Source organism: Flavobacterium sp. Root186, from assembly GCF_001428525.1.
Classification (GTDB): domain Bacteria; phylum Bacteroidota; class Bacteroidia; order Flavobacteriales; family Flavobacteriaceae; genus Flavobacterium.
In genome coordinates this window covers 1-22,795 of the sequence record NZ_LMHW01000011.1, presented here as the reverse complement: position 1 = coordinate 22,795, position 22,795 = coordinate 1, and the positions used below count along the sequence as shown (strand labels likewise).

The following is a 22,795-nucleotide window of genomic DNA, read 5'->3' as shown; positions in this document are numbered from 1 at the left end:
ATAATATTTTAATTCAAAACTCATTTAACTCGTTATTCTTCCGTTTTCTTCAACTTTAAAATACCATCATAGGCTTGTTTATGTCTTAAAGCTGCATCAAATGGAAGCGGATAATTCGTTCTTCCTTTTATCGGCCAGTCATTTAGCCACGATTGTCCATCGTGAACTCCCCAAAAAGTAACTCTGCTGATTTTGTCTTTATGTCTTAAAAATAATTTAAAAATCGATGCGTAACGTTCTGCCAATTGAGTCTGAACTGAATCCGGCAGTTTTTCAGGATATGGATTCATCTTGGCACTCCCTTCAAAATTCTGATTGACATCGGCGCCTTTTAAATCCCACGGATTTGGTAAAACTGTGATATCCAATTCTGTAAAAGCTACTTTAATTCCTAAAGCCGAATATTCCAAAATACTTTTTTCAATTTCTTCAATCGATGGGCTTTGCAATCTCCAATGTCCCTGAATACCAACTCCGTCTACTTTTCCTCCTTCAGCTTTTATTTTTTTGATTAAAGCGATTGCTCCTGCCCTTTTTGCAGGTTCTTCGATATTATAATCATTGTAATACAACTCGGCTTTTGGATCGGCTTTTTCTGCCAGTTTAAAAGCATCTACAAGATATTTTTCGCCAAGCGTTTTCAAAAAAACGGATTGTCTCAAAGTTCCATCATCATTTAAAGCTTCGTTTACCACATCCCACGAATTGATTCTCCCTTTGTATTTTGAAACAATCGTCGTAATATGATCTTTCATAAAAGCTTTCATTTCGGTACTATCTGCAATTTTTTCCATCCACGGCGCTAATTGACTGTGCCATATCAAAGTATGTCCGTGAATGAACATTTTATTCTTTTCGCCGTAAGCCACAAATTTGTCTGATAAAGCGAAATCATACTTGTCTTTTTGCGGATGCGTGAACATCGATTTCATGATGTTTTCTGGCGTGATTGCATTAAATTCTTTCTTAATCAATGAATCTACTTTTTTGTCTTTTTCTTCAATTTGGTCTGCGCTTAAAGCTGTACCGATATAGAAGTCATTTTTGTAAACGTCTTTTAATGAAGCGGTTTCTTTTTGCGATGTACAGCTTACGGCCAGCAAAGTTGTGACGGCAAACAAATAAGATTTAATAAATTTCATATATTTTTGGTTTAATAGTTAATAGTTTTTTTTTAACACATAGAAACATAGTTTTCTCATTGTAAACCTTACAGTCTTTTAAAACCTGTCAGGTTTACAATCAGAATGATTTATTCCCAATCTTGTCATTCCGAGGAACGAGGAATGACAAACAGAACGTAATTACTTTTTTCTAAAACTCTCCGGCGGGCCTAAATACGACTCCAATAATTTACCTTCTTCAGTCTCAACAACAATCTTTTGGAGCACTAAAGCTGAATCAATTCCGTAAATTTTCAAAACATGATTTCCTGAGTTTTTAATTTTATGCGATGATGTTATTATTTTGATATTATTTGAGACAGATTCAGCCCAGTTTTTCTCTGCATTATCCTGATTAAAATTGATTATTTGAGGCTTTTCATCATCAAAAGCAATTCCGTATTTCAAGCCGTCACGAATCGTAAAATTTATAGTTGGCGAAAAATAAGCGTGTACTTTTATATTTCCTTTGCTAAAAAAATGAACGTCATATTCTAACCTCGGAGATTGTTCTGAGATTTCAATACTTTTTATATTCGAAGGTTTTAAAGTAACGCCAGATTCTGTTCTTCCGATATTCGAAATTGTAGTCCATTTTACCAGATTAGAATTTATTACTTTTGAATAATTTTGAGCTTCGATCGAAATATAACCGTTGTTTTCAACAAAACCCTGAACTTTACTTAAATCAATATTATTGGTATTTAGCTCAACTTTATACTTTTTATCACCAGCTGAAATTGTAAACTGAGTTTTGGTTATTCCTTTTGGAGCTTTTTTCCAGTCGATATTTACTATAATTTTTTGTTCTGCGTGAATTGTTCCTTTAGTAAAAGAAAATAAAATCCAATTGTTTTTATTCTCAACTTTTAATTGAAAAGATTTTACTCCTCTATTGCATAAATTGATATAAGAAGATTTGTTTTCAAGAGAACTAAAATCCGGCAAAACAATTATTTTTGTATTATTTGAATCATAAATCTCATCACTGCCTTCGACCATAATTCCGGGATTTTCTGCAGTATCATAAAAAACAAGCTTGGTTTTTGGAATAACATTTTTATCCGGCTGCTGCCAATTATCATAACCAATATGCGTTTGCGACATCATATGATTCCATTTGCCATTTGCTAATTGGGTATGGTAATAATTTGTCAACAAACTATCTTTTTTAAATAATTCTTTTACTTTTTCAGCATATACATTGGCCGAAGCCCTTCCTTGACTTGCATATAACTGATTTTTAGCAGTTGCGATGTACAATTCATTTAAATTCGAACTTGCCAAAACCGGAAACAAAACCAGCTGATAAAAAGCATCTTTGTATTCCGGTTTCAGTTTTTCATTTATTGAATTCGCTTTTTCAACCAGTTTCTGATAATCCGCAACAACTCTTTCCGCTTCATTATAATTAGTAATGCTATAAGTTTTAGCATCGAGTAATTCGGGTTTTCTTCGAGAATTGTATTTGGTATATAATTTTAAAATTTCGGCAATATCATTTGTGTATTGATCATCAAAATTTTCTTTCGCCCAATTCACATAATATTGGTTTAAATTTCCAGCATTGAACTTTTCAGGATTCCACGCCATGTCAAGAAAAAACTCAATTGGAAATTCCATTGGTTTGATATCACCCACATTTACAATCCAAATTTTATCGACGCCGTATTGATACGCTAAATCCATTTGTTCCCAAACACGTTCAATTTGGTTCGTGTTGATCCATTTGTAATTTCTTGGCCCGCCAACATAATCGTAATGGTAATAAATTCCGTAACCGCCTTTTCTTGGTTTTGAATCGAGTTCCGGCAGTTTTCGGATATTTCCCCAATTATCATCGCACAGCAAAAGCGTAATATCATCAGGAACCGTCATTCCTTTGTCATAATAATCCTGAACTTCTTTGTAAAGCGCCCACATTTGAGGTGTTTCTTCTGCCGGTTTTTTAGTAACTTCTGCAATGATATTCCTTTGGGTTTTTACGATATTTTCTAATAAATCAATGGCAGTTCCTTCAGTCATAGGCTCATCGCCGTCGCCACGCATTCCAACTGTAACAATGGTTTCTTTATTTCCCATCCTTTTGATTCCGTCTTTCCAAAAATTTATCAAGTTTTCAGAATTGGTATTAAAATCCCATTTTCCGTTTGCTTTTCCCCATTCGGCATGTGCTCTCGTCAACGGTTCGTGATGAGAAGTTCCCATCACAATTCCGTATTCATCGGCTAAAACAGCATTTTGCGGATCTTCGACATAAAACATTCTGCCCCACATTGCCGGCCATAAATAATTGCCTTTCATTCGCAGCATTAATTCAAAAACTTTATCATAGAATTTCGAATTGAATCCGCCGAATTTTTCAAAAGCCCAGCCAGATAAAGCAGGCGCTTCATCGTTTATAAAAATCCCCCTGTATTTTACTTTTGGTTCTCCTTGCGAATGAATTCCAGGCAAAACATGTAATTCTGATTGTTTTTTCACTGGAACATCAGCCCAAAAATACCAAGGCGAAACGCCAATTTGATTTGATAAATCATAGATTCCGTAAATCGTTCCTCTTTTATCCGAACCCGCAATTACCAGCGCTTTTTTGATTCCTTTAAACGGATTTTCGACAATTTGCGAGGTGAATTTTTCCCATTTTCCCTGAAGCTGATTCGCATCAATTTTTCCCTCTTTTGCCAATTGATCGATGATTTCGCTTTTTCCGAGTGTTCCTATAATTACAACAAAATCCTGAGCTTCTGAAATGGTATTTACTCTTTTGGGATGTAAATCTGAAACCTGAAAAATATCATTTTCTAAATGTCCTGCCACTTTTAAAACGCCCAAAAAATCATTTGCGCTGACTAAAATTGCAGCCGTTTTTCCTTTTGAAACCAAAGGAAAGTTTTCGTCGGAAGCCTGATTAACTATATATTTCTCTGGATTTATGGAATACGAATTTGTGCTTAATCCGATTAGGAAAAGCAATAGAATTAGGTATGAAGTTTTAATTTTTGAATACATAGCGTTACAAACTTTTTATTTAATCTATTCTTTTTAATCTCGCAAAGACGCCAAGTCGCTAAGTTTCTTTTTTTTTAAAGTTTTTCAATAAAACTTGGCGACTTGGCGTCTTTGCGAGAAATTCTCGGCACTAAACACTTTTGCAATCTCTAAAATAATTACAAATTCAATTTATAAGCAATCCCTATTTCCAAACCTCTTAACTCAGCCAAACCTTTCAGTCTTCCTGTCAAAGAATAACCTGGATACGTTTCTGTTTCTTCATCAACTCTATGAAGAAAACCATGATCGGGACGCATGGGCAGACTTATTTTTGTTTTGTTCATTAACAACAATAATTTCTCAAGAATAACTTCCATTTTAACATCACCATTTAAATGTTCCGATTCCCTAAAAATGGTTTCGCTTTCGCGGATGGTATTTCGAAGATGCAAAAAGTGAATTCGGTCACCAAAATCGTCTATAATTTTCTCCAAATTATTTTTCGGTTCAGCACTTAATGAACCTGTGCAATAACATAATCCGTTGGCTGTTGACGGAACGGCGCTGAAAATAGCTTTCAAATCGGCTTCTGAAGAAACGATTCTGGGAAGACCTAAAACCGAAAACGGCGGATCATCTGGATGAATGGCTAGTTTTGCCCCTATTTCTTCTGCAATTGGAGTCACTTCTGATAAAAAATAAATCAGATTTTCTCTTAGCTTTTGATTGTCGATTTCAGCATAATTTTCTAAAAGAGACAAAATCTGTTCTGCCGTAAAATTGATTTTACTTCCCGGCAATCCCAATAAAACATTTTTGAACAATAATGCTTTTTCTTCTACAGATAACTGATTTCCAAATTGCAATGCTTTTTCTTTTTCAGTATCCGAATAATCGTTTTCCGAATTCGGTCTTTTCAAAAGAAACATATCAAAATAGGTAAACGCATCCTGATTGTATAGCAAAGCTCTGCTTCCGTCTTCGTTGATAAAATTATGATTGGTTCTTACCCAGTCCAAAATCGGCATGAAATTGTAAGTGATGATTTTGATTCCGCATTCTGCCAGATTTCGCAAACTGATTTTATAATTTTCGATGTATTGCAGATAATTTCCAATGGCTCGTTTTATTTCTTCGTGAACCGGAAGACTTTCAACCACAGTCCATTCCAGTCCGTAATTTCGAATGATTTCCTGTCTTTCTTTTATATCAGCAATTGTCCAGACATCGCCAACCGGAATTTGGTGCAAAGCGGTTACAATTGCTGTTGCTCCGGCTTGTTTAATGTCGATCAAACTTACCTTGTCGTTTGGCCCGAACCATCGCATGGTTTGCTGCATTTTTATCATACTAGCTGTTTTTTGTTTAATCTCGCAATTTCATAGATTCTTAAAACCCAATACTATTTCCGCCATCAACTGGCAAAACCGTTCCGGTTGTATATTTTGATTCGCTTAAAGCGAAATAATAAACGGCATCTGCAATGTCCGAAGGTTCTCCTAAAAAGCCCATTGGCGTTCTGCCCAGTACTTTATTTTTTCTTTCAGGATCATTATCCAATGCTGCTGCAGACATTTTGGTTTTTATAAATCCCGGAGCAATGCAATTCACGCGAATGCCAGACGGAGCCAATTCTGTAGCCATCGCGCGTGTCATCGATTCGATTGCGCCTTTACTAGCCGAATACGCAATTACTTTTGGGATTCCGTATTGTGATGCCATCGAACTGATATTGATAATGCTTCCTCCCCCATTTTCTTTCATATTTTTGATCACTTCCCTGCTTACTGCAAAAACGCTCAAAAGATTGGTATGAATTACCGAAAGAAAATCGGCATCGGTAACCTCTGGAATTTCCTTTTTTAGATTAATTCCCGCGTTGTTTACCAAGATATCTATTGAATTATCTTTAGTTAAATTTTCGATCATTGATGGAATTCCATCCAAATCATTCAAATCAAAAATTACCGGAATTGCATTTTCTCCAATTTCACGACAGGCTTCTTCCGTCTTGTCTTTTGATCTTCCTATTATATACGTTTTGATTCCGTTGTCACATAATTTTTTTGCGGTTGCAAATCCTAAACCCGAATTCCCTCCCGTTACTATTGCGTTTTTTTTGCTCATAATTTTGATATATAATTTTAATTTCCAGGGGCAAATGGAAATTTTAATGATTTAAAATAGTCTAACGTTTGTGTTGGCTTTTCAACTCCGGCGGGAAGTTCTTTTCCTGAAAATTGCTGAAAATATAATAAGCAGGCATCCCGCCACCATTTTGCTTCTTTCTGCTGAATTTCGAGCAACATTTTCACTTCATTAAAACGTTCACTGTCAACACATTTTTCTGTTTTATTCCAGACATTCTGCATTGATACAACCTGATTTACACCTTCCTGATATTTCAACGCCAAACCATTCCAAAGCGTTTGTCCGTTTTTCAATTTAAAATCCCATGAAACATGATGAAACCATAATAAATCTTTCTCTGGGCAGGTTTCTACATTATCAAAAAGTTTTTCTATTTCCGGAGCATATTGCGAAGTGGCATTTGTTCCCAACTTTGATCTGTCAAAACCAATTCCGTTTTTATCTGCTTTATGATAATAAGTAGGATTCCATTCTGGTCGTGATAAATTAGAAACCCATGGCCCAGGCCCGTAATGATGTCCTGTATCCATAATATGATGTAAACCAAGCGGTGTCATATAATTGACAACCGCTTCGCGCGATTCGGTCATCATCTTTTTAACTGGTTTTACAAAATTTTCATCGTTTGAAAATGTACATCGTAACCATTCATCGGCAATCGTTTCAGCATTCAAATAAGGATTCCAAGCCAATCTTCCGAAACCGTACCAATTTGCTTGTGCAAAAGGATGTCCCGTCCAGTTTAAATCATTCCCGATATTCGAAACTCCGGCAATTCCAGTTAATTTATTTTGGTATAAAGTACCGTCAATAACTTTGGCAACGGTTGAGCCTTTTCCTTTTTGATACGTATCTGATTCTAAAACTTCCTGAAATAATTTTGGCAGAAAAACCAAATGGGTGCTAAATCCTAAATATTCCTGCGTGATTTGAAATTCCATCATTAAAGGCGTTTTAGGCATCGCTCCAAATAACGGGTGAAAAGGTTCTCTGGGCTGAAAATCAATTGCACCGTTTTTAACCTGAATGATTACATTTTCTTTAAATTTTCCATCATACGGCTGAAATTCGGCGTAAGCTTGTTTGGCACGGTCATTCGCATCATGTTCTGAATATACAAACGCTCTCCACATAATTACTCCGCCAAAAGGCGCAACGGCATCTGCCAGCATATTTGCACCATCAACATGATTACGTCCATAATTTTGAGGACCGGGCTGCCCTTCTGAATTGGCTTTTACCAAAAACCCTCCAAAATCAGGAATTCGTTTGTAAATTTCAGCTGCTTTATTTTTCCACCAATTAATTACTTCCGGATCTTTTGGATCGGCAGTTTTTAGATTCCCTATTTCAATTGGCGCCGAAAACCTTGCGGTTAAATACACTTTTATTCCGTATGGTCTAAAAATATTGGCTAAGGCTTCTACTTTTTCTAAATATTGGGGAGTTAGAATTAAAGCGTTTGCATTTACATTTGTCAAGACCGTTCCGTTAATTCCAACTGATGCATTTGCCCTGGCGTAATCTATATAACGCTGATCGATAAATTCGGGTAATTTCTGCCAGTTCCATAATGAAAAACCAGCATAACCACGTTCGACAGTTCGGTCCAGATTATCCCAGTGATTTAAGATTCGGATATTTGTTTTTGGAGAATCGGTAATATTTACATTTTGGATTGATTTATTAGTCTGCATCAATCTTAGAAAATTAAAAACGCCGTACAAAACGGCAACATCATTTTTTCCCGAAATAATAATCTGTTTTTTATTTTTAAAACTGATTGCTTTAATGATAAAACCTTCGTTGGTTATTTTGTCAAAATCTTCTTTTAATATTTTTTGTAAATCCGGATTTAAAGAATTTTGAGAACCTATAATCAGATTGTTTTCTCCTTTAATTTCTGATTTAATTCCCGGTTTATTCCCTAGCATTCCAGCGATTCCTTTTTCTAATTCTTTTAGGGAAATTTGAGAAGTTTCGGAACTTACCAAAGAAACAATTCCCTGAATATTGGTTTTATATTCTGAAGCAATTACCGAGTTGGTTATTTTATCATATTGAAGCCATAATTTATAATCCTTTTGCCCCAAAGCCGAAAAGGAAATAGAAAGAAACAGGAAAACAAATCTTAATGAAGTCATTTACTAATTAGTTTATTCTTTTAAAAACTTTCATTTTTACAACATCAATATTTTATACTTTAATAATACTATTTGATAAAATTTCACTCTAAAAAATATATTATTACAAATAAAACAACAATTGCAATCGGTTGCGTAAAAATATAAGATTGTTGTTTAAGAAAAAAATTTTAGTTCTCTTTTTTTCTTAAAATATATTTCTTTAACAAATAAAAGCAGGATAATTATAAAAACTATCCTGCTTTAGCGGGGTTGAATTCAAGATTCGAAATCCGGAAATTCTGATATTCTAAATTTGATTTTTATCGTTTGTAATACGCTACGATACTTGCTTTTGCTAAAGTTTGGTTCCAAAGATTAAAACCAACTACGGCTGGATTTGTATTTTCATCGGTTCCCAGTTTATCTGTTTTTAATGCATAAACCGTAATTATATATTGATGAAATCCGTGACCAACCGGCGGGCAAGGGCCTCCAAATCCTTTGATTCCATAATCTGTAATACTTTGAATGGCTCCTTTTGGAACAAGGTTTTTAGTTCCTGCATTGATTATCAATTCATTTACGTTTGCCGGAATATCAACAACTATCCAATGCCAGAATCCGCTTCCTGTTGGCGCATCTGGATCATACATTGTGATAGCAAAACTTTTTGTTCCTTCGGGAGCGTTTTTCCATGACAACTCTGGAGATTGATTTTCGCCTGAACAGCCAAATCCGTTGAATTCCTGAATTTTAGTGGTCTCTCCTCCTAAATCTTTACTGGTTAGGGTAAATGTTTTTGGGCAAAAATTGTTGTTGTGAAAATTAAAGACAACACCAAAATTAAATTTAGCTTTTTCATTTTATTTCGTTTTAAAATTTTAAGCAAATTTAGGTTCGGCGATGTTAAAGAACTTTAGGAAAAAGATCAAAAACTGTTGCGAAAAGTCCAGTTTTTCTGATTTTGTTTTGGCGTTATACCGTACTTTAATTTATAAGCCTGTGTAAAGCTGGATAAGTTCTCATAACCTGCTTCAAAATAAATTTCTGATGGATTCTTTTGTTCTTGCTGTAATAAATAATGTGCAAATTCAAGCCTTTTATTCTGAAACCATTTTATTGGAGATTCGGCGTAATGTTTTTCAAATTCTCTTTTGAATGTTGAGACACTCATGTTGCACAAAAATGCCAGTTCTTTTAGTGTTAATTTACTCAAATGGCTGTTTTCAATTATCTGAATAAATTTTTGAGTGGCATTATCACTGTTTATGGTTAAGGAATATAGAAATTCTCTTCCATACTTTCCAGTTAAATAAAGCATGATTTCTTCAAACTTAACTTCTAATAATTTGAATTTAACATCTCCTGAAAGTTTAGAAATATCAGCTAAACTGTGTACAAATCGTTGTATAAATTCATCATAATCAAAAGCATAAACAGATTTTGGAACTATTGAATCGAACTCGTTAAATTCCATTTTTCTAATGAAGTTATGAATCATTTCATTAGAAAAAAACAACAGCATACTTCTATAATTAGAGGCTTCAGAAATCTTTTTTTCAGTCATTAAACAATTGCCTGATCTCATTATTAAAAACTTAGAAGGATCTATAGACAAGGCTGCGTTTTCAAAAATAGCTTCTTTTGTACCTTCCATCAGAAAACTAATTATATTCTGATTTAGAATAATCTGTTGTTTCGAAACATCTTTAGAACTTCTATAATCCACAACGTGTATGAGTTGTGTTTTTTCTAAATTCATTTCATCGGGAAGTGTAATTGTTTTCATATAAAGTCAACGACTTACTCAATTATAAACGAATTGATAAGTCATAAATTAGAATTACGTTAAATTTATTTTTGAGAAGATTCTCTTGCCAGTACTTCTGTATTTAAAAATGTAATTTCTTTGGCATCATCATTTTTAGATGATTTCAAATTTTTGATAATAATTTCAGCGGCAGCTTTACCCATTTTCTCGGCAGGATGCGTAATAGTCGACAAATTAGGATCTATAATTTGTGAAATTGGATCGTTATTAAAACCGATTACTTTAAATTCTTCGGGAACTTTAATACCTCGTTTTTTAGCGGTCTGCACTGCACTTACGGCTAGAATATCTCCGGGAGCAAATAATCCGTCGGGCATTGGCTTTAAATCAAATAAGGCATTACTGGCTTTTACTCCGTCTTCGTAAGTAACCGAATTCAGATTAATGATTAATTCTTCTTCTACAAGAATATTATGATCTTTCAAGGCTTCGATATAGCCTCTTTTTCTTTCGTTGTACAGATTTCCCAATTCAGAACCGGCAGTTAAATGTGCAATACGAATACAGCCTTGTTCTATAAGATGTTTCGTCGCTTTGTAACCTGCTGTATAATTATCGATAACGACTCTAAAAGTATTGTAATCTTTTGGCACCCTGTCGACAAAAACCAACGGAATATTATTGTTTGAAAACTGATGGAAATGTGTCGTATCTCTGGTTTCCATTGCAAGAGAGCAAATTACACCACTTACACGATTACTGTACAATGATTTAGCCATGTTTACTTCTTCTTCGTAAGAGTCATGCGACTGCATAATAATTACGGTATAATCAGATTTTTGAGCTGTAATTTCGATTCCGCTGATTAAGGATGATAAAAACGGCTGTGTAACGGTTGGAATTAAAACTCCAATGGTTCTTGTTTTATTTCCGCGCAAACCTGCTGCTAAAGTGTTGGGTACAAATCCCATTTCCTCAGCAGTTTTTTTCACTTTCTTTATCGTTTTATCACTAATGGTGTGATGGTCTTTTAAAGCTCGTGAAATTGTTGATGTCGCCAGATTTAATCTTTCGGCAATATCGTAAATCGTTACATGTTTATTCTCTTCCATGAAATAAAAAATAGAAATGTAAATATAAACTATTTTCTAACAGGATGTTCTTTCTTAAAAATTGGGTAAATAAAAATATTCCTGAATAGCCCTGTCATTTAAATGTCGGGGTATTCAGGAATATTTTAGCAGTGCTTTTTATTTGTCTTTTTTATCCTTTAGAATTTTACCGTCTTTTGTAAATTCCAAATCAATATTGTTTGTCAAATCAATATCCAAATCTTTGTGTCCATAGTCGATATGCGTTATTTTTTCGTTTGGATGATTTTTGGCAACATAAGCTTTAATGTTATCCGGAATAAAAGCGGTTGGAATTGGTTTGTCGCCACCATCTACTTCTCGATAAGATCCGTCTTTCCAGAATTCTACTTCTGTTCCGTCTTTCAATTTTACTTCAAAACCTTTTTCACCGTGTTCTGCATCTTTTTTTGCGCTTTCAACAGCTGTATTACTAAAATGCTTTTTCAAAAAATCCTGGGCTGGCTGTGGGAGTTCTGTAACTTCTATTTTCTTCTGCGCGCTGGCCGAGATTGTCAGGGTTAACAATACTATGGCTAAAAATATTCTCGTTTTCATAATTCATTTATTTAAGTATAGTATTACTAATTTACTACAAGAAAATTTGGCTTCAAACCTATTTAAGAAACTTTTAGTTTTTTTTTCTATTTACCAATTAACTGATTTACAATCTTTTTGGTTTTATTTTTATAAAAAGATTATATCACAACTTTGGTTAAAAAATGTATTTTAAGAAACTGGTATTTAATTGTTTTGTATTATTTTTACCTGTCTGTCTAAAATTGAACAGATTTTATAAACCCCAAGTTTACAAGCTTTAAAAATCACTCTAATTCTGGTTTAGGGTACAAACCAAAAATGTATGGCAATCCGGTCCGGAAGAATTTATTTATTGATTTTTCTCTTTTTATCTTTTAATCTGCTGGCCCAGATTGAGAATAAAAAGAAGTCTTTCGTTTCCAAAAATTCTTCAGAAATAGAGGAAGACAAAATCATTAAATCACTTTATGCGTTATATAATAATGGCGATGAAAAAAAAGCCTACAATAAAGCACATTCTATATTAAAATCTACACATAATAACCGCACTACTGCTTGTGCTGATTTACTTTTAGGTTATTATTTTAATAAAAGAGCGATTATAGATTCTTCTATTTATTATACCAATCAGGCTTTAAAGTTTAATACGGTTGTAAATGATTCTTTAAAAAACAGGCTTTTTTCTTTGGGATACAATCTACTTGCGATTAATTATAAAACGAGAGGTTTACTTAATGAAAGTAAAAAGTGGCATTTAAAGGGTATTGAAGCATCTCAAAAATACAATGAAAAGAATCTTTATTATACGCATTTACATGGTTTAGCATTGACATACAGTGAATTGCGCGATTATAAAAATGCTATTTCATTATTTAAACAATGTCTTGAATATAAAGAAGATGAAGAAATAATTTTAGGAAGTTACATTAATCTTGGAGATATTTATTCTGAAATCAAGGATTATGAAAATGGAAATTATTTCTATAAAAAAGGAAAAACGCTTTGTGATAAAACAAATAATGATCAGGCCAAAACCGTGATTTTAATTGGTCTTGGTGCCAATTATCAAATACAGAAAAAAAATAATGAAGCTTTAAAAGTATATCAGGAAGCGGTTGTTATTGCTGATAAAAATGAACTGAATCAGTTAGCTGTTGTCGCCAGAAGTAACATTGGCGATACTTATATTGCATTGAAAAAATACAATGATGCTAAAGTGATATTTTCTGAAGCACTTCAAAAATCGATTCATTTCGGGTTACTTCAAAATCAGAATTATATTTATGATGAGCTGAGAAAAATCGCAATTCTGCAGGAAGATTATAAAAGTGCTTATTCTTTTTTTGAAAAAGCTGCACGTATTAAAGATTCTATTGATAAACTTCAGAAAATAAAGGAAATTAATGAATTGGAAATCAAATATAAAACAGCTCAAAAACAAAAGGAAATCGAGGTTTTGAAATTTGAAAATGAAGCTAAAAAACTAACGCTGGAAAATCAGCAAGAGGCGATAAAAAATATGCTGCTTCAGGAAGAAATCTCCAATAAAAATAATGAAAATACAATTTTGTCTTTTCAAAATTCATCGAATAAGAAACGAAACGAAATTTCGCTTTTAAAAAAAGATCAGCAGTTGAAAGCTCTGGAAATCAATCAGCAGAAAAAAACAAAATTGTTTACTATAATTGCTTTTCTGATTTTATTACTGCCCATTATTGGGCTTTTATTTCAGTATTATAAGCGTTTTAAAGTGCAGCATTTACTGAATATTAAACAGGCCGAAATAAGTTCTCAAAAAATAGACGGAATCCTAAAAGATCAGGAATTAGAGTTGATTAAAGCTTCAATAAGCGGTCAGGATAAGGAACGACAGCGTATTTCTCAGGAATTACATGATAGTATTGGCGGTAATCTGGCAGCAATAAAACTGCAGGTGAATCATTTAGATGTTTCTAATTTCTCGAATGTTCAGAAAATTAGTCTGCAATTAGACGAAACGTATCAGCAGGTTCGAAGTTTATCTCATACTTTGCTTCCGAAGAAATTCAGCCAAAATAAATTTTTAGAAGTTTTAGAATCTTATTTGAAAAATATAAGCGATGCCAGTCAGATTAAAATTTCGTTTATCCCGTATCCGAAAAAAGAGATTAATGAATTGAATGAAGATATTCAAATTGAAACTTTTAAAATTATTCAGGAACTTTTGACAAATACAATTAAACATGCAAAGGCTTCTGAAGTGGAGATTCAATTGAATTATATTGAGAATATTCTAAATCTTTTATTTGAGGATAATGGTGTTGGTTTTGATACAGATAAAAGTTCAAAAGGAATTGGTTTTATTAATTTAGAAACGCGAATTGATAAATTAAAGGGCTCGTTTGTAATTGATTCTAAATTGAAACGCGGCACGATTGCCAATATTGAGATTCCGGTTTTAGAAAAAAAATCAAAAAATAAAATTAAGGGCATTGATTTTAAAAATCAGCTCGACGAATTAAAAAGCAACTAATATACTTGTTTGATGAATAAAATAAATTTACTTATTGCCGATGATCATACGATGTTCCTTCAGGGAATTATGTCTTTACTGGAGCAAGAACCGAATATTACGATTGTTGATACGGCAATAAACGGGATTGAAGCATTGGAAATAATTAAAAAGGGAAATATTGATTTTATTATCCTGGATATTAGTATGCCGGAAATGGATGGCATTGAATTGAGTAAGATTCTAAAAAAAGAACATCCGAATGTGCGAATTCTGATTGTGAGCACACACAGTAATGTGATGATTATTTCGAGATTAATTAGAATTGGCGTAAATGGTTATTTGCTCAAGAATGCTGAGAAATCTGAACTTTTGAAAGCAATCAATACGATTGCTTCGGGAGAAAATTATTTTGCTGAAGAGCTGGAAGAAAAACATCTTTCGAACAGTTCTAAAATTGAAAAACAGGTTTCTAATTTAACGGAACTGAGTTCGCGCGAAAAGGAAATTTTAGTTTTGATTGCGCACGAATATAATACGGCTGAAATTGCCGAAAAAACTTTTATAAGCTTAAATACTGTAAATACACACCGCCGTAATTTACTATCAAAACTGAATGCTAAAAATACGGCGGGATTAGTAAAATATGCAGTTGAAAATGGTTTGGTTGATTAATTTATTCGAATCCTTTTCCCATTCTGTAATTTAAAACGAGCCCAAAAGTATCTGGAATTACTACATTATCAAAGGATTTATTATAAGTACAGATTACTCTGAAATTATCTGAAATATGAAATCCTGCAAGAGCATTCACTGTATTTGAAGTTCGATAACCTCCTCCAAATTCGAGTTTGTTTTTGTAATTTACTAATAAATTAAAATCGGCCTGAAAAGGCGCACCTTCCATATATTTTACTAAAACACTTGGGTTTAAAAGTAGATCTTGATGGCTGTTTGTAAAAAATCGGTAGCCTAAATAACTATAATACACGTTTTTTAAATTGGTATTATTCTTTGAATTGAAGGCTTCGTTTAACAAGTTTGGTGCTGATAATCCTAAGTAAAATTTATTGTAATTGTATAAAAAACCTACTCCTACACTTGGCGTTAAAGTGTGGATGTTTTCTTGAAATTCCGGATCAAATTCTAACCCTAATTCTGTTAAATTTTCATTATAAAGCATTGCTCCGGCTGTGACTCCAAACGAAATCATTTTTGAATTGGCTGATCTTGGCCGTCCGGCTTTATAATCTGAACCGTAATAAATTTTATATGAGTAAGAAGTAAAAAAATTGGTTGTATTTGTTACTCCAATCTCATCATGAGATATTCCGGCAGCTAACCCCAATCTATCTGACCATGCTGATTTGTTTACCGAAAGATCAACATTTTTGGGACTTCCATCAAAAGAGTTAAAATATCCATTTGTTGTCATTGCAATATCTATATCTGAATAATATCCGGCCTGAGCCGGATTTATTAAAACGGTATTATAATTATAACTTGAAAAAACCGGTGTTTGCTGTGCGTAGGCTTTTTCTAAAAAAATGATTATGAGGAGTAAGGCTGCAATACTATTTATTATACTTTTCATGAATTAACGTTTTAAAACAAGATATCCCTTGAGTTTTTTAAAATGATGTGGTTGATTTACACGTATTTCGAAGAAATAAGTTCCTTCTGGTAATTGGCTGGCGCCTAGATTTCGACTTTTGTTTGCGATTCCGGTAAATACATTTGTGGTATTATCATAGTTTTCGGTTTCGAAAACTAAATCGCCCCAGCGGCTGTAAATCAAAACCTGATTATTAGGATAATTCGTTATGTCATCGATTTGCCAAAAATCATTTATTCCGTCCCCATTTGGAGAAAAGCCATATTTTGTTTCGTCTGTGTCCACCGGAACAACTGTTATTGTAACAAAATCTTCGGCTTCGCAGTCGTATTCATTTTTAAAAACCACTTTATAGGTTGTTGTTGTTAAAGGTGTTGCGATTGGGTTTGCAATAGCATTATTACTTAATCCATCTGATGGCAGCCATAAAAAAGTTCCATTTTCTGAAGTCACCGCTTCAAGGTTTACAGATTGTCCTTCTGTAATTTGCTGATCATTTCCTGCCTCCACAACAATTGGATTTGTAAATAATTGAAAATAACAATCTTTTGAATTATCACTTTGATCCGAAACTGTTATTTTAACTGTCATTCCTTCTGAATAATTACTTCCTACAGCGGGATTTTGAACAATTGAAGGATTTGGATCTAGATTATCTGTTGCAATAATCATTTTTGTATAATCTGGAATTACGGTTGTATTGCATTCCAGTGTTTGATCTGTAAGACAAATAAAAACTGGAGCTTGATTATCTAAAACTATATGTATCGTAAAGGAACAGTTTATCTCATTACCACTATTATCTGTAGTACTCATTACTACATTCATTCCATCAGAAATTGCAGCACCAGGGCTCGGGGTTTGTGTTATCGTTAAGTTTGAATCGCAATTATCTGAAACTGTAATCATTGAACGATAATCTGGAAGCGACGTACCCACAAGCAGATTCTGATCTCCAATACAGGTTATAACTGGCGGAGTAGTATCTGCAGAAACGTTGACTATAAAACTGCACTCTGAATATCTATTTGATGCATCTGTAGCGGTTATGGTAACCGTCATTCCGTCTGTAAAAGGACTTCCCGCAACTGGATCTTGAGTAATTACTGGCGAAGGATCACATTCGTCTGTTGCTGAAAGTAAAAGCATATAATCTGGAATTGTTGAACCGCAATCCAAAGTCTGGTTTCCTATACAATTAATTACAGGCGGTGTAAAATCTTGTTCTGCTGAATGTACAACGAAAGTACATTCATCCCAATTTCCAGATTCATCTGTGTATTTTATATGGATTGAAATTCCGTCATAAAAGCGGGTTCCGGCTGGCGGCGTCATTTCAGCTGTGATATCATCACTACAATTATCTTCCAGATTCATTATAGGACTAAATGCGTAATTGGGAATAAATTCTCCACAATATAGCGTTACATTTGATGGAATTGTAAATGTTGGCGCTTTGGTATCCGGACCAGACGCATTGATAATTGTACTGCAAATAGTGCTATGTCCAGCATCATCTTGTGCTGTAAAAACAATTTCCATTCCGTCATAAAAAGCGGTTCCTTCGGGCGGATTTTGTATAAGCCCTACATTTGTATCTATATCATCTGTTACAGTTAGTAAAGGAAGATAGTTAGGAACTTTTTCCCCACAAGCTAATTGTTGATTTCCCAGACAGGTTAAAACTGGTGGAAGATGATCAATACCATCTGAGATAGTAAAAGTACAAGTTTGAAAATGACTGCTGGCATCGGTTACTTTTAAGGTTACTGTTTGAATTCCTCCTGTAAAAATGGTTCCCGGAGGCGGGCTTTGCTCGATTACAGGATTTTCATCACAATCATCGGTTACCATTATATTGGTTCTATAATCCGGAATTATTTCTCCTTCGGCAAAAATTTCATTGTATGGACAGTTAGCTATAACTGGATTTTCGGAATCGGTTATATTTTTTCTCCCGTAAATAACATACGCTCTTCCCGGGTCTTCATTTATTTTTAAAGAATTCGAATAATTATATATAATATTACTTCCAATAATATCATCAAAACCATCATTATTAATATCTCCGGTAAAATTAAATGCTGTTGTATATCCTTGAGAAAAGGTCAGTCTTTGACCATCCTTAGCAGTAAAATTGAACATATCTATAGAATTTTTCCAGCTATCTCTACCATAAATAATAACAGCTCCTGAATTATTCACTGCAAAAAGGTAATCATCGATTCCATCTTTATTAAAATCACCGATACTTCCAAACTTGCCTACTGAGCCAAAGATATTTTCTATTTTAAATCCGTTTGTACCGTCAAGATTCTTTAAATCTACGGAAGCCGGAATACTGGCAGAACCAAAAAGAACATAATCTCTATTGAATGCAATATCATTTAAGCCGTCATGATTAAGATCTCCTACTTTATTTATCCCGGTGTATTTTAATGATGATGTTGAATGCTGTACAATAAAACCATTACTGCCATTTAGAGTTGTAACATCAAATACACTTGGAAAACCAGAGCCTCCATAAATAATATATCTTTTCTCTCCTTCATAAGTAGCTACCCCAATATCAGGAATTCCATCTCCATTAACATCTCCTAATCCTGTTAAGGAATTAGCAATTTTATCAACTGCGGGATCACCGGTAATAGAAAAACCATTGTTTCCGTTTAAATCTGTCGATAATAGTAAAGCGGGAAAAGCGCCGTTTTTACCATAAATTATGTATCCTTTTTTTAATTGTCCGCTTCCTAAAACGGCAATATCATCAAAACCGTCGTTATTAAAATCGCCAATAGAATCAATACCTGCACCTACTGTTTCGTAATATTCTGTACCAGAAAACACAAATCCATTACTTCCGTTTAAACCTGATAAAAAGAATTGAGCGGCTAGGCCTCCTGTTTTTCCAAAAATTACATAAACTGCACCGGCATCATAATTAACGTTTTTTTTGTGAGGCGCACTCAACATTAAATCATCAATTCCATCACCATTTATGTCTCCTGCAGAAGCTACTACGGTGCCTGTTTCGTATTCTCCAATTAGATCTACATCATCACGGATAACAAATCCGTTCGTCCCATTTAAATCTTTTAAATGAACAGTAGGCGGAAATCCGGTGGTTTTACCATACACTATATATACACTTCCTTTTATTATATCCTGCGCATTTTTAAAAGCTCCTGAAGAACTCCTTATATCTCCTACTGAACTTAATATAAAATCTGGAATACCGTCATTGTTTATATCCCCTGCTTTATTCACACTGAACCCCGTTTGTATAAAGCCTGTCTCTCCATATATTACAAAACCATTTGTACCATTTAATTCTTCCAACGAAAAATTTACAGTTTTACATACAGGTGCTGGCGGAGGTGCTTTCAATTTTACTAAAAAACTACATGAATTTGTATTTCCAGATAAATCCGTAACAGTTATGGTTACATTAGTATCGTTTTTAAATAAAGTGCCCTGAGGTGGATTTTGAGTTATTACCAAATCATAATTGCTGGTAAACATACAATTATCTGTTACATTAGGTAATAACGTAATATAATTAGGCAATGTTGAATTTACATAAAGCTCCTGATTTACAAGACACTCTATAATTGGTTTAACATTATCTATACGGTCTAAAGTTTCTCCGTAAAAAATATATGCACTTCCGTGATCCCAATAATAATCTTCTTTCCTGGTAGATCCCAGTATAAAATCATTTGTCCCATCGTTATTAAAATCTCCTATTCCTGCTGCGTCACGTGCAAAAGTCTCAGTAGAATAACCAACAAAATCATCAAAAATCTGATACCCAACCGTATTTAAAATTTTCTTTTCTTTTACAATTCCTGTGGCGGTATTACCTCCAAAAACAAGGTATAAGGCACCATTGTTGGAGATTCCTCTTTTAGACGAAATTGCAATATCATCCTTTCCATCATGGTTAATATCTTTTACACCAGCTACTGAAAACCCAAACTGATCATTATATTTATTTCCTTGAAAAACTATACCTGTTGCTGGTGTTATACTTGTTATAGAAAATGAAGCCGGAAATGTATTTCTACCAAAAACAACGTAGGCTTCACCAACACTGGTAACTCCGTCAAGATCCTTATTTGGAATTCCTATTATAACATCATCAATACCATCATTATTAAAATCACCTGCAGATGCAACTGATTTTCCCATCCGGTTTTCTTTTATTGAATTTGTGATGACTGTCCCCTGTGACGCATTTAAAACATCTAAATCAATTATTGCAGGAAAAATTAAGTTTTTACCAAATATTAGAACAACTCTTCCTGAATATGGATTAGTTCCATCCTCATAGGACGGATATCCTAAAGCCAAATCATCGATTCCATCATTATTTATATCTCCTGCATTGCGACTAATAGTGTCTCCATACCAAACTGAATAGCCTGCAATTTTAAATCCATTTGTACCATTTAAAGATGAAGTAACTAAATCTGTAATAGCTGCAGCTCCAAAAACAACATAATTATTAGTTCTTCCACTGTAAAATTCAGTAATAACAACATCAGATATACCATCGTGATTTACATCACCAGCATAGCTCACATCTCTTATATATGTATTTGCACCTCCATCAAAGGTAATAGAGATTCCTTTTGTATTATCAATATCGGTTCTGTTGTAAAGTGCCTGAAACGTATTGGCTCCAAAAAATATTTGTGCGGTTGCCATACCGTCCTCAGAATAATTTCCAATAATAATATCATCAATACCATCATTATTAAAGTCACCAGCCGAACTTAACATACTTCCTAATTTTTCGTCGGCAGTAATGCCTCGAATTATAAAACCGTTAGTTCCGTTTAAGGCAGCAACATCAAAAGTTTTAAATGAAAATCCCGATCCGCCAAAAATGATATAAATCTCGCCAACATTTTTAACTCCTCCAAAATCTATTCCTGGAGCTCCAATCATAATATCGGGTATACCATCATGATTGATATCTCCAGCACTTTTTGTCGTATAACCAAAATCGTCTTCGTTAGATTTACCTTCCAGTAAGAACCCATTCGATCCGTTTAAAACAGAAACAGGTATTTGCGGGCAACCATTCTGACCTTTTGAAATGCATATTCCAGCAAAAAAAAACAGGAATACGAAAATTTGAAACTTTGGCGCTTTTTTTAAAATAGTTCTATTACTTTTCATTCTGCAGCTATATATTTTACCTTTTTCACAAGTTGCAAAACTATAACTCAACTGAATTTCATACATCACTATAAATAATGATTTTAACAATTAAGTTAACTATATCCCTATCAAAATTCATTAAATAATAATTTGTAATTTAGTCTAAACCATTAAATTTTAAACATATGCGCTATACCGCAATCATATCAATGATTATACTTTTAACATCATGTAAAAATGAGACCAAATCTGATGTACTAACAAATTATTTTACTTACAATCAAAATAATGTAGAATCGGCTGGAGTTAAAATGATTCCCATAAAAACAGCTGCAGGAGAATTCAAGGTATGGACAAAACGTTTTGGGAATAATCCAAAAATAAAGATCCTACTGCTTCATGGAGGTCCCGCAATGACACATGAGTATATGGAATGCTTTGAAACATTTTTTCAAAGGGAAGGTTTTGAATTTTATGAATATGATCAATTAGGGTCTTATTACAGCGAACAGCCAAAAGACAGCAGTTTATGGACAACAGACAGATTTGTCGATGAGGTAGAGCAAGTAAGAAAAGCAATTAATGCAGATAAAGATAATTTCTATGTTTTAGGAAATTCTTGGGGAGGGATTCTTGCCATGGAATATGCTCTAAAATATCAACAAAATATGAAAGGTTTATTAGTATCAAATATGATGGCAAGTGCTCCAGAATATGGAAAATATGCCGATGAAGTTTTAGCAAAGCAAATGAAACCCGAAATTTTGACAGAAATTAGAGCTCTTGAAGCTAAAAAAGATTTCAGCAATCCAAGATATATGGAATTACTAATTCCTAATTTTTACAAACAACATTTATGCAGATTAAAAGAATGGCCAGACGGGTTAAATCGAGCGATCAAACATGTAAATGGAGAAGTTTACACTTTAATGCAAGGGCCAAGTGAGTTTGGAATAAGTGGAAGATTAGCCAAATGGGATATTAAAAACAGATTACATGAAATTACGATTCCAACACTTATGATTGGTGCAAAATATGACACAATGGATCCAAAAGCAATGGAAGAACAAAGCAAATTAGTCAAAAAAGGGCATTATCTATATTGCCCAAATGGAAGTCATTTAGCCATGTGGGATGATCAAAAAATATTTATGAATGGCGTAATTCAATTTATAAACGATGTTGACAATAAAAAAATATAAAGAGATACAAATCTATAACACATTGATTTAAAACACTTTAATTATTAAAAAATAATTATTTAATGATTAGAGTGCTTCCCTTCATGCCGGACGATCAGTTGAATCTTTGATTTTTTTAAAGAAAAAAATCAAAGAAATATCACTTCGATCCGTAATGGTATCATAATATTTCTTTTCGAATTTCCAATTCTAAGCTTTAAAAATATTGCCTGCGGTTGAAACCGCAGGATCGTTTTAGATGGCCTCGATACATGACTTTAGAACTAGCCAGTATTTTTTATATTAAAGATTTCTAAAAGGAGGGAGATTTAGTAATTAATTCCAAAAGTATTATAAAACAAAAAATCCTCATCAAAAAAATGATGAGGATTCTTAAAAGAAAGGCGACGACATACTCTCCCACAATACTGCAGTACCATCTGCGCAGGCGGGCTTAACTACTC

13 protein-coding genes and 1 pseudogene are annotated in these 22,795 nt (G+C 33.6%); 3 read left to right on the top strand and 11 right to left on the bottom strand.

Going from position 1 to position 22,795, the window contains the following annotated elements; all coding sequences use genetic code 11:
• Positions 1 to 32 precede the first annotated feature (32 nt).
• The 9 genes and pseudogenes from ASD98_RS09300 to ASD98_RS09260 form a co-directional block, all read right to left on the bottom strand.
• A complete protein-coding gene (locus ASD98_RS09300; protein ID WP_056203356.1) occupies positions 33 to 1,142 on the bottom strand; it encodes an endo-1,4-beta-xylanase in 1,110 nt (369 codons plus the stop codon).
• Between the two features lie 162 nt (positions 1,143 to 1,304).
• Positions 1,305 to 4,175, bottom strand: a complete 2,871-nt coding sequence (locus tag ASD98_RS09295) for a glycosyl hydrolase 115 family protein (RefSeq protein ID WP_056203353.1) — start codon at positions 4,173 to 4,175, stop codon at positions 1,305 to 1,307.
• Between the two features lie 158 nt (positions 4,176 to 4,333).
• On the bottom strand, positions 4,334 to 5,497 hold the full coding sequence (uxuA, locus tag ASD98_RS09290; protein WP_082577835.1) for a mannonate dehydratase: 1,164 nt from the start codon (positions 5,495 to 5,497) through the stop codon (positions 4,334 to 4,336).
• Between the two features lie 49 nt (positions 5,498 to 5,546).
• Positions 5,547 to 6,284, bottom strand: a complete 738-nt coding sequence (locus tag ASD98_RS09285) for an SDR family NAD(P)-dependent oxidoreductase (protein WP_056203348.1) — start codon at positions 6,282 to 6,284, stop codon at positions 5,547 to 5,549.
• Between the two features lie 17 nt (positions 6,285 to 6,301).
• On the bottom strand, positions 6,302 to 8,452 hold the full coding sequence (locus ASD98_RS09280) for an alpha-glucuronidase family glycosyl hydrolase (RefSeq protein ID WP_056203344.1): 2,151 nt from the start codon (positions 8,450 to 8,452) through the stop codon (positions 6,302 to 6,304).
• A gap of 302 nt (positions 8,453 to 8,754) precedes the next feature.
• Positions 8,755 to 9,296, bottom strand: a pseudogene (locus tag ASD98_RS09275) (YbhB/YbcL family Raf kinase inhibitor-like protein).
• 66 nt (positions 9,297 to 9,362) lie between these two features.
• Positions 9,363 to 10,223 carry an AraC family transcriptional regulator gene (locus ASD98_RS09270; RefSeq protein WP_056203340.1) on the bottom strand — a complete coding sequence of 287 codons (861 nt, stop codon included), beginning with the start codon at positions 10,221 to 10,223 and terminating at the stop codon, positions 9,363 to 9,365.
• A gap of 65 nt (positions 10,224 to 10,288) precedes the next feature.
• Positions 10,289 to 11,317 carry a LacI family DNA-binding transcriptional regulator gene (locus ASD98_RS09265; protein ID WP_056203337.1) on the bottom strand — a complete coding sequence of 343 codons (1,029 nt, stop codon included), beginning with the start codon at positions 11,315 to 11,317 and terminating at the stop codon, positions 10,289 to 10,291.
• A gap of 138 nt (positions 11,318 to 11,455) precedes the next feature.
• Positions 11,456 to 11,893 (bottom strand): PepSY-like domain-containing protein, encoded by a 438-nt coding sequence (locus tag ASD98_RS09260; protein ID WP_056203334.1) that lies wholly within the window; start codon positions 11,891 to 11,893, stop codon positions 11,456 to 11,458.
• A gap of 304 nt (positions 11,894 to 12,197) precedes the next feature.
• Between ASD98_RS09260 and ASD98_RS09255 the strand changes: the two genes are divergently transcribed.
• The gene (locus ASD98_RS09255) at positions 12,198 to 14,387 is read left to right on the top strand and encodes a sensor histidine kinase (protein ID WP_056203331.1); all 2,190 of its coding nucleotides are present in this window, start codon (positions 12,198 to 12,200) and stop codon (positions 14,385 to 14,387) included.
• A 12-nt stretch (positions 14,388 to 14,399) separates the two neighbouring features.
• The gene (locus tag ASD98_RS09250; protein WP_056203329.1) at positions 14,400 to 15,041 is read left to right on the top strand and encodes a response regulator transcription factor; all 642 of its coding nucleotides are present in this window, start codon (positions 14,400 to 14,402) and stop codon (positions 15,039 to 15,041) included.
• Position 15,042: 1 nt separating this feature from the next.
• Here ASD98_RS09250 and ASD98_RS09245 read toward each other — a convergent pair whose 3' ends face one another.
• Positions 15,043 to 15,960 (bottom strand): type IX secretion system membrane protein PorP/SprF, encoded by a 918-nt coding sequence (locus ASD98_RS09245; protein ID WP_056203326.1) that lies wholly within the window; start codon positions 15,958 to 15,960, stop codon positions 15,043 to 15,045.
• Between the two features lie 3 nt (positions 15,961 to 15,963).
• The gene (locus ASD98_RS09240; RefSeq protein ID WP_056203323.1) at positions 15,964 to 21,168 is read right to left on the bottom strand and encodes an HYR domain-containing protein; all 5,205 of its coding nucleotides are present in this window, start codon (positions 21,166 to 21,168) and stop codon (positions 15,964 to 15,966) included.
• A 191-nt stretch (positions 21,169 to 21,359) separates the two neighbouring features.
• Here ASD98_RS09240 and ASD98_RS09235 point away from each other — a divergent pair, with 191 nt between their 5' ends.
• Complete coding sequence (locus tag ASD98_RS09235) at positions 21,360 to 22,352, top strand: proline-specific peptidase family protein (RefSeq protein ID WP_369814758.1); 993 nt, start codon at positions 21,360 to 21,362, stop codon at positions 22,350 to 22,352.
• Positions 22,353 to 22,795 lie beyond the last annotated feature (443 nt).

Coding starts and splice junctions, on each gene's coding strand:
- ASD98_RS09255 (WP_056203331.1), top strand. CDS start 12,198: ATGGCAATCCGGTCCGGAAGAATTTATTTATTGATTTTTCTCTTTTTA.
- ASD98_RS09240 (WP_056203323.1), bottom strand. CDS start 21,168: ATGAAAAGTAATAGAACTATTTTAAAAAAAGCGCCAAAGTTTCAAATT.
- ASD98_RS09245 (WP_056203326.1), bottom strand. CDS start 15,960: ATGAAAAGTATAATAAATAGTATTGCAGCCTTACTCCTCATAATCATT.
- ASD98_RS09265 (WP_056203337.1), bottom strand. CDS start 11,317: ATGGAAGAGAATAAACATGTAACGATTTACGATATTGCCGAAAGATTA.
- ASD98_RS09300 (WP_056203356.1), bottom strand. CDS start 1,142: ATGAAATTTATTAAATCTTATTTGTTTGCCGTCACAACTTTGCTGGCC.
- uxuA (WP_082577835.1), bottom strand. CDS start 5,497: ATGCAGCAAACCATGCGATGGTTCGGGCCAAACGACAAGGTAAGTTTG.
- ASD98_RS09270 (WP_056203340.1), bottom strand. CDS start 10,223: ATGAAAACAATTACACTTCCCGATGAAATGAATTTAGAAAAAACACAA.
- ASD98_RS09250 (WP_056203329.1), top strand. CDS start 14,400: ATGAATAAAATAAATTTACTTATTGCCGATGATCATACGATGTTCCTT.
- ASD98_RS09285 (WP_056203348.1), bottom strand. CDS start 6,284: ATGAGCAAAAAAAACGCAATAGTAACGGGAGGGAATTCGGGTTTAGGA.
- ASD98_RS09235 (WP_369814758.1), top strand. CDS start 21,360: ATGATTATACTTTTAACATCATGTAAAAATGAGACCAAATCTGATGTA.
- ASD98_RS09295 (WP_056203353.1), bottom strand. CDS start 4,175: ATGTATTCAAAAATTAAAACTTCATACCTAATTCTATTGCTTTTCCTA.
- ASD98_RS09280 (WP_056203344.1), bottom strand. CDS start 8,452: ATGACTTCATTAAGATTTGTTTTCCTGTTTCTTTCTATTTCCTTTTCG.
- ASD98_RS09260 (WP_056203334.1), bottom strand. CDS start 11,893: ATGAAAACGAGAATATTTTTAGCCATAGTATTGTTAACCCTGACAATC.